The 14,000-nt window shown below is 63.6% G+C and carries 8 protein-coding genes; 5 read left to right on the top strand and 3 right to left on the bottom strand.

Features of this window, described 5'->3' with window-relative positions:
- Position 1: 1 nt before the first annotated feature.
- Positions 2-1,816 carry a hypothetical protein gene (locus NOM55_RS12700; protein ID WP_255908867.1) on the top strand — a complete coding sequence of 605 codons (1,815 nt, stop codon included), beginning with the start codon at positions 2-4 and terminating at the stop codon, positions 1,814-1,816.
- A 118-nt stretch (positions 1,817-1,934) separates the two neighbouring features.
- Here the strand turns inward: NOM55_RS12700 and NOM55_RS12695 are convergent, their stop codons facing one another.
- Together NOM55_RS12695 and NOM55_RS12690 are read right to left on the bottom strand one after the other, a co-directional pair.
- Entirely contained in the window at positions 1,935-3,737 is a 1,803-nt protein-coding gene (locus NOM55_RS12695) for an NEW3 domain-containing protein (RefSeq protein ID WP_255908866.1), read from the bottom strand.
- Positions 3,738-4,531: 794 nt separating this feature from the next.
- Positions 4,532-5,245: a DsbC family protein gene (locus NOM55_RS12690; RefSeq protein ID WP_255908865.1), complete on the bottom strand. Its 714-nt coding sequence runs from the start codon at positions 5,243-5,245 to the stop codon at positions 4,532-4,534.
- A gap of 473 nt (positions 5,246-5,718) precedes the next feature.
- Between NOM55_RS12690 and NOM55_RS12685 the strand changes: the two genes are divergently transcribed.
- The 3 genes from NOM55_RS12685 (at position 5,719) to NOM55_RS12670 (ending at position 8,642) form a co-directional block, all read left to right on the top strand.
- Positions 5,719-6,216, top strand: coding sequence for a hypothetical protein (locus NOM55_RS12685; protein WP_255908864.1), 498 nt, complete (start codon positions 5,719-5,721; stop codon positions 6,214-6,216).
- Positions 6,177-7,967, top strand: coding sequence for a PAS domain S-box protein (locus NOM55_RS12680; protein ID WP_305118918.1), 1,791 nt, complete (start codon positions 6,177-6,179; stop codon positions 7,965-7,967). The genes NOM55_RS12685 and NOM55_RS12680 overlap by 40 nt, the downstream gene beginning before the upstream one ends.
- Positions 7,968-8,264: 297 nt before the next feature.
- Positions 8,265-8,642, top strand: a complete 378-nt coding sequence (locus tag NOM55_RS12670; RefSeq protein WP_255908863.1) for a YkvA family protein — start codon at positions 8,265-8,267, stop codon at positions 8,640-8,642.
- 149 nt (positions 8,643-8,791) lie between these two features.
- Here NOM55_RS12670 and chrA read toward each other — a convergent pair whose 3' ends face one another.
- Positions 8,792-10,153 (bottom strand): chromate efflux transporter, encoded by a 1,362-nt coding sequence (gene chrA / locus NOM55_RS12665; RefSeq protein ID WP_370687876.1) that lies wholly within the window; start codon positions 10,151-10,153, stop codon positions 8,792-8,794.
- Between the two features lie 386 nt (positions 10,154-10,539).
- Between chrA and NOM55_RS12660 the strand changes: the two genes are divergently transcribed.
- Positions 10,540-13,938: an EAL domain-containing protein gene (locus tag NOM55_RS12660; protein WP_255908861.1), complete on the top strand. Its 3,399-nt coding sequence runs from the start codon at positions 10,540-10,542 to the stop codon at positions 13,936-13,938.
- The last annotated feature ends 62 nt before the right edge of the window (positions 13,939-14,000 follow it).

Raw genomic sequence — 14,000 nt, 5'->3', positions numbered from 1 at the left:
AATGTTCTCATTAACCAAGCTAAGAAAGGCGCTGTCCGCCTTCGCCCTGTGCTGTCTGGGCGTCATGGGCATGGGCATCACGCCGTTCGCCTTAGCAGATAACCCGGCAACCTATTTCCAACTTGACGGCGACATGAAGGGCGGCACCCAAGAGAAGCCGGACTGGAGTGATGTCTTTGACAGCAATCTCCCTGCTGTCGGCGCCACCCCGAAAGCGTCGCTGCCTAGCGGCTTCAGTTCGCCAACCTTCGTCGTTGACTTTTTTCCGGCCACCAGCAACGACAACAGCCTGTTCGCTACCGGGAGTAAGGATACCCTGAACATCACCCCGGGCTGGCAGTGCAAGAAGACCAACAACGTCAATGACAAGACTGATATCAACAATGCCTACGCGGTTGCCTACATCAATCCAAACAATCACCTGATTGTCTACTTTGCTCTGGATGTGGCCTCCAATGACGGTACCAAGGATGTCGGTTTCTGGTTCCTCAAGGACCCGGATGTCAGCTGCCCTGCCGGTAGCGGTACCACCGCTTTCGTCGGCAATCACACCGATGGTGACGTGCTGATCGTGTCCGAATTTACCAATGGTGGCCGCGTCAGCGAGATCAAGGCCTACCGCTGGAACGGCGGCGCGAATGGTTCGCTCGGCACGACACCGATCGCCTCTGGTGGCGAGTGCAACGGCGATGCTTTTAACGTTTGTGCCAGGGTCAACACTGCCGTGCTCAACGGCGATGGCGCCAATGCCGATGTGCCTTGGCTGGTAAAAAGCAAGACCTCCAATCCTAGCGGCCCTGCCTATACCAGCAGCAAGGATCTGGATATCGGCATGTTCTTCGAAGGCGGCATTGACCTGACTGCGGTCGGTATCTCCGGATGCTTCAACCGCTATCTGGCCGATACCCGTTCGTCGACCTCGCTCGGTGCCACCATCTTCGACTTTGCGCTGGGTGATTTCTCCAACTGCAGTATTGGCGCGGCCAAAGCTTGTACCCAGGCAACCGTGAATAGTGACTTTGCCACCTTTACCAGTCCGTTTACGGCCACGGTCACCAACTCCAGCCCAACCGGAACCGTCTATGACGTAACCATTAACGAGAGCTTCAACTTTGCCAATACCGGCGAAACCAGCTGCACCATCACCAGCAACACTGGCGATCAGAATGTCAACGGCACCGAGCTCATTACCGGCACGCCGGTGAAAGTGGCCAGCAGCCTGGCTCCGGGAGCGAGCGTAACCGTCGGCATTTCGTGTATCGGCAGCCTGAACAGCTTCCAGAATGCTATCCATGCTGCGGCCGGTTCGGCTCCGGGGCAGAGCGATATCACGAAGGATGCGGTCGTCAGTGCCGTCAGCGCGAGCGCTTGCCAGGCGACAGTGACGGCGGATCTGGATATCACCAAGGTCTGCAAAGGGATGCAACTGGTGGCCGGTACCAATGGTCTGCTGGCGCTGCAAACCGATGTCAGGGTTGAGGTGAGCAACCCGAGCACTTCCAACCAGTCGGTGACCATCACGACTCCGGTCGATACCAAGGTCAGCACGCTGAACCAGGTTGATTGCATCACCGGGGTCGCCAAGTCGGATCTGGTACTGGCACCAAACGAGACTGCCTGCTTCCTGGGTAGTTACAACCCGACCAATGCCGATCTGGTCAACCCGCCGTCCAGCGCCGCGTTCACCGATGGCGTGAGTGTAACGGGCGAGGGCAGCATCAATGGCACCTTCACCGCAGGTCCGGTGAATGCCACCTGCTACCTGTGCGATACCGATCTTGATGGTATTCCGGATGTCACTGACACCAGTGACTGACCGGCAGTGGCTGCAGTAAACCGCCTTTCCTGAGCATCGGGAAAAGCCAGGGCGATGGATCGCAAGATCCATCGCCCTTTTCATTTGGCGTCGGCACCACGGGCACCGTCCCCTGCGCTTACTTGCTGCGCCCCTTGGCCCTGGTCGTGGTGGTCGTGCTGCTGCCGATCACGTAGCTTGACGCGCCGCTGCCACTGTATGTGGTGGCGCTGCTGTTGCTGGCCTTGGCTCCGATGCTGTAGCTCCCGGCCAGTGCCGAGCCTGGCGATGTGACCGTCAGGGTGGTCGATGCGCTGCTGCCGGCGGCGAGGCTCAGGCTGGCGTTTTTCCAGCTGCCGCTCCAGCCGCTGGGCAGGCTGCCTTGCAGGCTGAAGCTGGCGGCGCTGCAGCTGCTGCTGTCGTTATTGGTGACCGCGACGGTGTAGGTCACCGCGGTGCCAGCCACGACCGTGCTGCCTGGCGACGACATCACCAGCGACGGATTGGCGCGGGTGCAGGTGCTCTTGGCAAACGTGACATCCACGCCGATGCCGCCGCTGTTGGCCCAGGTCGGGGTGATGGTCACGCCTGCGCTGGTGTCGGTATAGCTTTGTCCGATCACCAGGGCCGGGTCGGCCAGATCGGCAGTGGCGGAGTAGGAAAGACTGCCCGGCGTCATGTCCAGCGCGTAGCTGCTCGACGCGGCACCATCCGTGCCGGTGCGTACCCACACCCCCGCAAAGATATTGCCCGGCTGATAAATGCTGTTGGTGCTGAAATAGTAGTCAACCCCGATCGGCTGGCGGTATTCCAGGTAATACCAGGTCTTGGCGCCGGTGACCGGGTCGGTACTCTTGAGAATCTTCAGCCCCTTGGCATTGCTGCCGCCCGTCTCGATCGGCTCGATCACATAGCTGCCGCTGCTCTGTACCGTGGTAATGGCAGGAGAGGCGCTGTAGTTCAACCAGCCCAGCCTTTCCTTCTGGAAGGCATTCAGATGTCCCGTTTGCCATCCCATGATATCGACGCGGTCACCATATTCGACATAGGTGCAGCTGTTGCCGGTGGCGCTGACATCGCAGTCCAGGCCGTGCGAATGCCACAAGCCGAGAGCGTGGCCCAGCTCGTGCCCGACCACACTCAGCGACATGGTGCCGTTGATGAAGGACTGCGAGGGAATGCTGCCCACCGAGGACAGGCCGCCCCAGCTGCAGCTGCTGGTATTGGGAAACGCATACACAACGCGGGCATAGCCGGAGAGGTCAACCCCGGCGGCACTGGCCGCCGCCTTGGCGGCGCTGGCGATGTTGTCGCTGTTGCAGGTATCGGTGCTGTTGAGCGGCAGCGTGTACCAGCCGAATACCTTGCCGCTGAACGAGGTCTGCTGGTAAGAGTTTTCCAGGTAGAAACTGTTGACGGAGCCGCTGGCGCTGCCGAACACGAAGCTGTGCCACTGCTCAGGCGTCCAGGGCTTGTTGGCAGGCTGATCCTGGAAGTTGACCAGCAGCACCGCCGTGCTTTGCACCCCCAGGGCATTGATCCCCGTCGCCGGTGCCGCCAGGTACTGGTAGCTGGTGTCGCCACCGGTTTCCAGCATCAGGCTGTTGCCGCTCAGCGTGCCCTGTACCCGTACCTTGCTGCCCGGCTCATGCTGAGGCTGTTTTGTCTTGAATTTAAGCTCGTAGCGTTGCCCCGCTTCGGTCTTCAGGAACTGCCGCGAGTGGCTCTTCTTGTTCTTGAAGTCATCTTCGGTCCACAGCTCCAGCTCGCCTTCAAGCTGGATTGGCTTGGCGGCCACGCTGGCTGGCAGGGCCGGTGTTGTCTTGCCTGACGCCGGGGTGATACCTGGTGCCGCAAGCAGCAGAAGCAGCAAGCAGGCGCCCGGCAACATCGTCGGCAGGCCGAAACGTTGGCCGCAGGCACGCATTGCGCGTTGAAGCATGACATTCCTCTCATCATCAAAAGAAAAGCCCATCCCCCGCAACTGCCTACACCACTCATGACTGTACTCGTAGAAGGCACATTTTCTGAAAACAGACTAAATGTTTTCATTGATGTGGTTTTATTAGTATCAGCGTCTGCTTAAAAGTGTTTTGTGGCGTGTGTGCAGCTGTGCACCGGTTAACTGCTGCTCCGGGCGGCGGGTGATGAATATTCCGAGAATTTACTTAATATTGAAGAGCGAACTATACACAAGAAACAGGCAATGGCAATATTGCCAAAAATCAATCGCTGAAATATATAAATGTGATTGTTTTTATTGTTGTTTTTTGATTTTGTCATGGTGGGTTGTTTATTTTATATTAAACAAAATGATGTTAATCATTCCGATATTTTATTGATTCAAGCTACTGTTTTTTAATTCATAAGCAATATACATTGCTTGGTGGCAATAAATAACCCTAAATAGATTAAATGTAAACTTGGAAGGGTGATGCCAGGACGACAGCGCCGCACGCCGGCGCGCAGCGTGCTTGCGGCGGGGCAGGAGGCGGGAGCGGAACGGGGCAGGGAATGTGGCGCGGCGGCAGCGGGTCTGCGGCCAACGTTGGCGGTGCGGAGTAAGGAAATGCGGGTGCGCGTGCGCCAAGCCGCTCGGTCGTGCGGTGGTGACGGCGTGGGCAGCACCGCCCGGCACATCGTGCCGGCGGGAAGGTGTGGCGCCGGACTAGCCGCGGTTGCGGCTAGCCGGTATCCGGTTGCGGCAGTGCTGTGAGGCTTGTCGGCGAGGCCGGCTCAGGGCGTGGTGTTGCCCAGCAGCTGTTCTACCCGTGCCGCCGGGATGGCGCCGGCAACGCGCTCGTTATTGGCGAAGATCAGCGTCGGCGTGCCGGTGATGCGGTGGGTGCGCGCCAGTTTGGCCAGATTGGTGATCGGGGTGTCGCACTCGCCGCTGCCCTCTGGCACGGTGTTGTCGTGCACCGACGCCAGCCAGGCCTTGGCGCGGTCCGGTGCGCACCAGATCTTGCGCGACTTCAGCGTGGCACCGGGGTGCAGCTGCTCGATGGGGTACAGGAACACGTAGATGGTGACATCGTTGACCTTCTGCAGCTCGCGTTCCAGCTGCTTGCAGAACGGGCAATCCGGGTCCTCGAACACGGCGACCTGGCGCTTGCCGTTGCCCCTGACGATCTTGATCGCCTGTTCGAAAGGCAGCTTGTTGAAGCTGATCTCGGACAGCACTTTCATGCGCTCGGCGCTCAGGCTTTGCCGGGTCTGGGCATTGATCAGATTGCCCTGGATCGCGTAGCTGACCTTTTCATCGACATAGAATAACTGGCCGATGGCATAAACCTCGTACAAGCCGGTCAGCGCCTCTTTTTTCACCGAGGACACCTCTGCGCCGGGGAAGCGTTCTTCGAATGAGCGTTTCACCGATTGCTCGTCCGCCACCGCCAGTGCCGACAGCAAGGCGGTAATCAGCAGTGAACTGCGCAACAGCATTCTCATGATGAATCTCCCGATGGCCGATAAATGCAGAAAAGATCAATCCGATATAGTTCAGATTGGGTTTCGCTGCCGACTATTCATCATACGTAATGGACAGATTCATGTTTTATGGTGATTGTTTGTCATGGCGGGTTTTTATCGGCATCACCGCAATGTGCTGGCACGGCGGTCGCGCGGCCATTCCCGGTCACCGCTCGGTCAATGATGTTCGCCGTGCAGTGGCGGCCGGTTGCGGTGCCGGCTTGCGGCCAACCTTGTCGCCGCGGCGAGCCGCGGTGGCCTGGCCGGCGGCTGGTAAAGCGTGGCGATGATGATGGCATGGTGATCATTGTTTTTAATTGAACGGTATTTCAATAGTAATACTGCTTCAATGCCATGTTGCCGTGCTCATTCACCTTGGCGCACCGTTTGCCGGTCAAGCCTTCGCCGCGCTGGCAAGGCGTCATGACGCTGCTTCAAGTTTTTAACATGTCATGAAATTTAAAATCAGCGCGCGGATTTTTGCTGAATGGCGCCGTACAAAACGGTGCAATCCGCCGCGTTGTCTGGCCGTGGCGTGCACCTTGCCGGTGCTGCCGCTGGCACCGCTACGGGGCAGGCCAGACTTGACGCTGCGCGGTATCGGCACGGTCGTGCCGAGCTATGGCGGCGGCCATTGCCTGCCGGATGGGGACCGGGCTCACCCGCTGCGGACATGGCTGAAATGCACTCTGCGGCGGGTGTTAAATATTGGTTATTTTCTTTGTAGAAAACTTTATTGCTTATTGCGTGTTGTTGGTATTTTTAACATCAATAAATTATTTGATTTTCATGGGCTGGCCACTAAGATCAATTTGAGTTTGCAGCAATGCGGTGGTGGCGGTCCGGGCCGGGAAGGCGGCGGATTGGCGATTGCGGCTGATTACAAAGCGATCATAAGGGGAAGTGAGCCATGGGAAGCCGTCAGTCGATTGCGCGTTTGCTGCGCCTGAATCTGGGTGACACCACGCGGCAGATACTGGACCAGGCCGTCGATGCCGTGGTCAGTATTGATGACAATAACAATATTACCTATTTCAACCCCGCCGCCGAACGGCTGTGGGGCTACAGCGCGCTGGAGGTGCTGGGCCAGAACGTGAAGCTGCTGGTGCCGCAGCTGATCCGCCACGATCACGACCGGCTGGTGAACGCCAACCGCGAAACCGGCGTCGACAAGATCGTCGGCAGCAGCCGCGAGGTGCTGATCGAGCGCAAGGACGGCGGCAAGGTGTGGGGCAGCCTGTCGCTGTCCAAGGTGCAGCAGGGCAAGTCGATCACCTATACCGCCTTTGTGCGCGACATCACCACCGAACACACGGCGCGCGAAAGCATCCGGCAGACGCTGGAGCAGGCGCTGGATGCGGTGGTCTGCATCGACGAGCACAACCTGATCACCTTTTTCAATGCTGCGGCCGAGCGGCTGTGGGGCTACGCGCGCAGCGAGGTGCTGGGGCAGAACATCAAGATGCTGGTGCCCAAGGACATCCAGGGCAGCCACGACGGCTACGTCAACGCCAACCGCCACACCGGCCAGGACAAGATCGTCGGCACCAGCCGCGACGTGCCGGTTTTCCGCAAGGACGGCACCCAGCTGTGGGGCAACCTGTCGCTGTCCAAGGTGGAGATCGAAGGCCGCATCACCTACACCGCCTTCGTCAAGGACATCACCAAGGAGCGCCAGGTGCGCGAGGCGCTGAACCAGACGCTGGAGCAGGCGCTGGACGCGGTGGTCAGCATTGATCCGGACAACAACGTCACCTTTTTCAACGCGGCGGCGGAGCGGCTGTGGGGCTACGACCGCAAGGAGGTGATCGGCCACAACGTGAAGATGCTGGTGCCGCAGATGATCCAGTCGCAGCACGACGAGCTGGTCAACGCCAACCGCCGCACCGGCGTCGACAAGATCGTCGGCACCAGCCGCGAGGTCTGCATCGAGCGCAAGGACGGCAGCAAGGTGTGGGGCAGCCTGTCGCTGTCGCGGGTGCGCTGCGGCGATCGCATCAGCTATACCGCCTTCGTCAAGGACGTGACCCGCGAGCGCGAGGCGCGCGAGATGATGAACCAGACGCTGGAGCAGGCGCTGGACGCGGTGGTCGCCATCGACGAGCACAATCTGGTCACCTTTTTCAACGCGGCGGCGGAGCGGCTGTGGGGCTACGAGCGCCGCGAGGTGATCGGCCACAACGTGAAGATGCTGGTGCCGCAGGCGATCCAGAGCAATCACGACCATCTGGTCAATACCAACCGCAGCAGCGGCCAGGACAAGATCGTCGGCACCAGCCGCGAGGTGTCCATCGAGCGCAAGGACGGCAGCAAGGTGTGGGGCATGCTGTCGCTATCCAAGATCCGGCTGGAAGGGCGCATTGCCTACACCGCGTTCGTGAAGAACGTGCAGGGCGAGCACGAGAGCCGCGACACCACCGACGGCGCGATGAACGCGGTGCTGGCCTCCAGCAACCAGATCGGCCAGATCGTGTCGGTGATCGACGAGATCGCGGCGCAGACCAATCTGCTGTCGCTGAACGCGGCGATCGAGGCGGCGCGGGCCGGCGAGGCCGGGCGCGGCTTTGCCGTGGTGGCGGACGAGGTGCGCAAGCTGGCCTCGCGCTCGTCGTCTTCGGCCAAGGAGATCAACGGCCTGGTGGATGAAACCAAGCAGCGCATCAGCGAGCTGGCCAATTCGCTGCAGCGGCTGTCCGGCTAGCGCGCAGCGGCTGTTCCTGTCCTGCACGCCGACCGTCTGCCGACCGTCTGCCGACGGTCGGCGTTGTCATTGGCGCGCCGCCGGTACCCGCGCACCGCCGACGATTTTGCTGCCGTAGCGTGATCCGGCCGCACAGGGCTACGCGCCCGTGCGCCGCTGGCGAGCTTGCCAGGGCTGCAGGCTCGCCCGGTGTCGGGACCGCCCGCAGCCCCCACTCGCGCGCACTGACAAGGGCCGGCGGTCGCGGCATGATGGCAGCGGGCCGGAGCATGCTTGCGGCCAACCTTTGGAGCCGTCATGTCCTTTCTTGCCACCGCCCGGCGCTGGGCGCATCAACTCAAGTGCGATGTCGTCACCGTCTACTTTGCCGCGCGCCATCCGGCCACGCCGCGCTGGCTGCGGCTGCTGGCCTTGCTGGTGGCCGCCTACGCGCTGAGCCCAATCGACCTGATCCCCGATTTCGTGCCGCTACTCGGTTATGTCGATGACTTGCTGCTGCTGCCGCTGGGTTTGCTGCTGGTGCTGCGCTGCCTGCCGCCGGCGGTGCTGGCCGCCTGTCGCGAACAGGCGGCACAGCTGCTGACGCGGCCGCGCAGCCGCCGCGCGGCGGTGGTGATCGTCGGCCTGTGGCTGGGCAGCGCGCTGGCGCTGGCGTGGTATTGCTGGCCGCGCTGAGCGCCTTGGCGCCGCTTTACCCTCGGTGGCGACTCGATCCCAATGGCGCGATACGGCGTCAAGTACCAGTCAGACATGTGCCGTTAGCACTGCTAAACGCCTAGGCCGTTGTCGCCTTGTCTCGCGGGAGCTGGTGAGGAGCACGCTGCTTACAGCAGCATTTTCAGCGCCAGCCCGAGCACGGCGCAGCCGGCGATGACGTGGATCACGTTGCGCTTGAAGCGGAACAGTGCCACCGCCGCCAGCAGCGCAATCAGCAGCGACGGCCAGTCGAGGCCGCCAGCAAAGCTGTGCGGCCACAGCACGTGGTAGCCGAAGAACAGCGCCAGATTGAGGATCACGCCGACCACGGCGGCGGTGATGGCGGTCAGCGGCGCGGTGAACTTGAGGTCGCCATGGGTGGCTTCCACCAGCGGCCCGCCGGCGAGGATGAACAGGAAGGAGGGCAGGAAGGTGAACCAGGTCACCACGCCGGCGGCGACAGCCCCGGCAGCAAACAGAGCCTCCGGCCCGAACAGCGCCTGGCCGTAGGCGCCGACAAAACCGACAAAGGCCACCACCATGATCAGCGGCCCCGGCGTGGTTTCGCCCAGCGCCAGGCCGTCGATCATCTGCGTCGCCGTCAGCCAGCCGAAGTGTTCCACCGCCCCTTGGTAGACATAGGGCAGCACCGCGTAGGCGCCGCCGAAGGTCAGCAGCGCCGCCTTGCTGAAGAACCAGCCCATCTGCGGCAGCGTGTGCGGCCAACCATACGTCAGCGTCAGCAGCGCCATCGGCAGCAGCCACAGCAGCGCGCCCACCGCCAGCACCAGTCCCAGCCGGCGCCAGCAAAAGCGCGCGTGCGGTGGTGACGGCGTGTCGTCGTCGATCAGCGCGGCACCGAACGACTGGCCGGCGGCAGCGTGTCCCCCCGCGCCGTGGAAGGCGGCCGGTACCAGACGGCCGCCGACATGGCCGGCCAGCGCGGCCGCGGCCACGATCAGCGGAAACGGCAGCCGCAGCACGAAGATGGCGACAAAGGACGCCGCCGCGATGCCCCACAGCAGCCGGTGGCGCAGCGCGCGCTGGCCGATGCGGTGCGCGGCCTGCAGCACGATGGCGGTGACCGCCGGCTTGATGCCGTAGAACAGGCCGGCCACCAGTGGCACCTCGCCAAAGGCGACGTACAGCCACGACAGCAGGATCAACAACAATAGCGACGGCAGCACGAACAGGGCGCCGGCGATGATGCCGCCCACGCTGCGGTGCATCAGCCAGCCGATGTAGGTGGCCAGCTGCTGCGCCTCCGGGCCGGGCAGCAGCATGCAGTAGTTCAGCGCGTGCAGGAAACGGCGCTCGGACAGCCAGCGTCGCTTCTCCACCAGCTCCTGGTGCATGATGGCGATCTGCCCGGCCGGGCCGCCAAAGCTGATCAGCCCCAGCTTCAGCCAGAAACGGAAGGCCTGCCACAGGCTGACGGGGGCGGGGGGATCGGCAGGCGCGAGCCTGGTGGCGGTGTCGGGTGGTGTCATGGCGGTGGATGGTCGTGGGTGACAGGCGCGGCGTGCGGCCAACGTTGGCCGCACGGTGCGTCGGCCGGCGGTACTGCACGGATGGCGCAGGCGGTCGCCGGCAACGGCCTGCCAGCTTAACGCGTTTGGCGCCGCCCCGAAACGCCGCCGCCCGCCGCTGGCCAGCGTGCCGGTGGCGGCGATGGGCGAAGGCGGCACCATTATCTATGCTGTATAAAAGCCACGCCCGGGCGCGGCCGGCTGCATGGCCGGCCACCGCTTCGGGTAACATGCGGCAAGGTAGGCGGCTGGCCGGTGCGCGGGTACTGGCGCGCCGCCGCCGCGACCGTTGCACCTGTCCCCCTCGCCGGTGTGCCATCGCGGCGTCAATCAAGGATCAATGTGGCATGACAGGTCATCCCCGTAATCGTTTTATCCTGCTGTCGATCACCAGCTACGTCGTGTGCGGGCTGTTGTGGATCCTGTTGTCCGACCGTCTGCTGCTGCTGTTTGCCGATGCCGGCGCGCTGACCTGGCTGTCGACCGCCAAGGGCGTGCTCTTCGTCATCGCCACCGCGGCGGTGTTCTTTTTCCTGCTGCGCGCGGTGCCGCCGTTCGATGCGACGCAGCGCGAATCGCTGCTCGGCAGCCTGACGCTCAGCATCGACCGCGAGCGGCGGCCGCACTGGCTGCTGTATGTGTTCGCGGTGGTGATCACCGCCGCGGTCATGCTGCTGCGCCTCAACATCCCGGTCGATTTCGCCGTGCAGCCGATGCTGATCCTGTTCATGCTGCCGATCGTGCTGTGCGCGCTGCTCGGCGGCCTCGGGCCGGGGCTGTTTGCCACCGCGCTCGCCGCGCTGGCCACCGATCTGGCGGCCGAGCCGCACTTCCACAGTACGGCCTCATCACCCTACGTGCAGCTGCAGTGGGCATCGCTGGTGCTCAACGGCATCGGCGTCAGCCTGCTCAGCGCCTTGCTGCGCCAGTCGCTGGCCAAGCAGGAGGTCAACCGCCGCCTGCTGGATGCGGTGGTGTCCGGCACCACCGACGCGGTGTTCGTCAAGGACGAGCAGGGCCGCTACCTGCTGGTCAATGCCGCCGCCGCCGCCTTTGTCGGCAAGCCGGTGCACGATATCCTCGGCCGCGACGACCGTGAGGTGTTCGATGCCGCTTCGGCGCAGGCGCTGATGAGCAAGGACCGCGACATCATGGCCGCCGGCGCGGTGCAGACCGCCGAAGAGCGGCTGACGCTGCCGGACGGCAAGGCGATGGTGTTCCTGGTCACCAAGGGGCCGATGTTCGATGGCAACGGCCGCATCAACGGCCTGTTCGGCATCTCGCGCGACATTACCGAGCGCAAGCGCATTGACGACGAGCTGCGCTATGTGCTGAACGAGGCCAGCGATGCGATCTGGGTGACCGCGGCCGACGGCCGCTTCCTGTTTGCCAACCCGGCCGCCTGCCGCCTGAGCGGCCACCCGCTGCCACTGCTGGAGCAGCTGCACTTTGTCGAGATCCTGGCAGCCGAGAGCCAGGCCGAGCTGCCGGCGCACCTGCAGCAGCTGCAGGCCGCCGCCTTCCTGCGCCGCGAATGGCAGCTGCGCCATGCCGACGGCCATCAGCTCACCGTCGAGCTGACCACCGGCCGCATGCAGGATGGCCGCTACATGATCTTCGGCCGCGACCTCACCGAGAAAATGCGCGCCGAGCTGGCGCTGCAGGAGCGCGAGCAGCAGCTGGCGCGGGTGATCGACGGCTCCGACCAGGGCTACTGGGACTGGAACCTGCAAACCAATGCGTTCGAGGTCAGCGCGCGCTGGGAAACCATGCTCGGCTACACGCCGGGAGAAATGGCGATCACCGTCGAGCGCTGGCCGGATTACGTGCATCCGGAAGACCTGCCGCGGGCGATCGACTCCATCCAGCGCCATCTGTCCGGCGCGGCGCCCAGCCACGAGGTGGAAATCCGCTGCCTGTGCAAATCCGGCGCCTGGCGCTGGATGCTGTCGCGCGGCCGCATCGTGTCGTGGGACGCGCACGGCCTGCCGCTGATGATGTCCGGCACCCATACCGACATCACCGAGCGCAAGCTGTTCGAGCTGGCGCTGAAAGAGGCGGCGGTGGTGTTCGACAGCAGCTACGAGGGAATCATGGTGGTCAGCCCAGCCGGGCAGATCACCAAGGTCAACGCCGCCTTCTCGCGCATTACCGGCTACCGCGCGGACGAGGCGGTCGGCCAGTCGCCGAAGCTGCTGTCGTCCGGCCAGCACGACGCCGCCTTTTACCGCGAGATGTGGGATTCGGTGCGGCAGCATGATTTCTGGCGCGGCGAAATCTGGAACCGGCGCCGGAACGGTGACTGCTATCCCGAGCTGCTGTCGATCTCGGTGGTGCGCGACGAGCTGGGCCAGGTGCGCCACTACGTTGGCATCTTCTCTGACATCAGCCAGCTGAAGGCGCACGAGGCCGAGCTGGAGCGCATCGCCCACTTCGACCCGCTGACCGGCCTGCCGAACCGGCGCCTGCTGTCGGACAGGCTGGGGCAGGCGATCCGGCACACCGCGCGCAGCGGCAAATCCTGCGCCGTGTGCTTCCTCGACCTTGACGGCTTCAAGGCGATCAACGACCAGTACGGCCATGCCGCCGGCGACCAGCTGCTGATCGGCGTCACCGAAAACCTGAAAGCGGTGCTGCGCGCCGACGACACCCTGGCGCGGCTGGGCGGCGACGAATTCGTGGTGCTGCTGGTGGACGTGGCCGGTACGGAGGAGTGCGCGCTGGTGCTGGAGCGACTGCTGGCGGCGATCCAGCAGGAAGTCTGCCTTGGCGATGCGGTGGTGCGTGCCTCGGCCAGCATCGGCGTCAGCCTCTATCCGCAGGACAATGCCGACGCCGATACCCTGCTGCGCCATGCCGACCAGGCGATGTACCTGGCCAAGGATGCCGGCAAGAACCGCTACCAGATGTTCGACCCGGAAAGCGACCGCAAGGCGCAGGCGCACCGCAAGGAGCTGGAGCTGCTGCGCCACGCGCTGGACAACGGCGAGTTCGTGCTCTACTACCAGCCGAAGGTGGATCTGGAGAATGGCGACATCATCGGCGCCGAGGCGCTGATCCGCTGGCGCCACCCCGAGCGCGGCCTGCTGGCGCCAGACGCATTCCTGCCGCTGCTGCACGGCAGCGAGCTGGAAAACGCGGTCGACGAGTGGGTGATCAACACCGCGCTGGCGCAGGCGTCGGCGTGGCACGACGCCGGGCTGGTGATGCGCGTCAGCGTCAATGTCAGCGCCGGCTACCTGCTGGCGCCGACCTTCTATGCCGATCTGGCGCGTGCGCTGCACCGCCACGGCAATGTGCCGCCGGCGCACCTGGAGCTGGAGGTGCTGGAGACGGCGGCCATCGCCGACATGGAGCAGGCGGTCGCCATCCTGCAGCGCTGCCGCCAGCTGGGCGTGCACTTTGCGCTGGATGACTTCGGCACCGGCTATTCGTCGCTGACCTATCTGCGCAAGCTGCCGGTCGACACCCTCAAGATCGACCAGAGCTTCGTGCGCGACATGCTCACCGATGCCGACGATCTGGGTATCGTCGAAGGCGTGATCCAGCTGGCGACGGTGTTCGAGCGGCAGGTGATCGCCGAAGGGGTGGAAACGCTGCAGCACGGCGCGGTGCTGCGCCGGCTCGGCTGCCGGCTGGTGCAGGGCTACGGCATTGCGCGGCCGCTGGCCGCCGACGCCTTCCCGCACTGGTGCCGGCAGTGGCAGAGCGATGCCGCCTGGCGCGCGCTCACCGAAGCCTCCTGAGCGCCTGTTCACAGTCGCGCGCAGTCACGCCAGACCAGGAAAAACGACGGAGGAAGCGGCTG

The sequence above is a fragment of the Vogesella sp. AC12 genome, assembly GCF_024437575.1.
In the GTDB taxonomy this organism is placed as follows: domain Bacteria; phylum Pseudomonadota; class Gammaproteobacteria; order Burkholderiales; family Chromobacteriaceae; genus Vogesella; species Vogesella indigofera.
The sequence above is the reverse complement of the archived record's forward strand: the minus strand, read 5'-3'. Positions and strand labels throughout refer to the sequence as shown.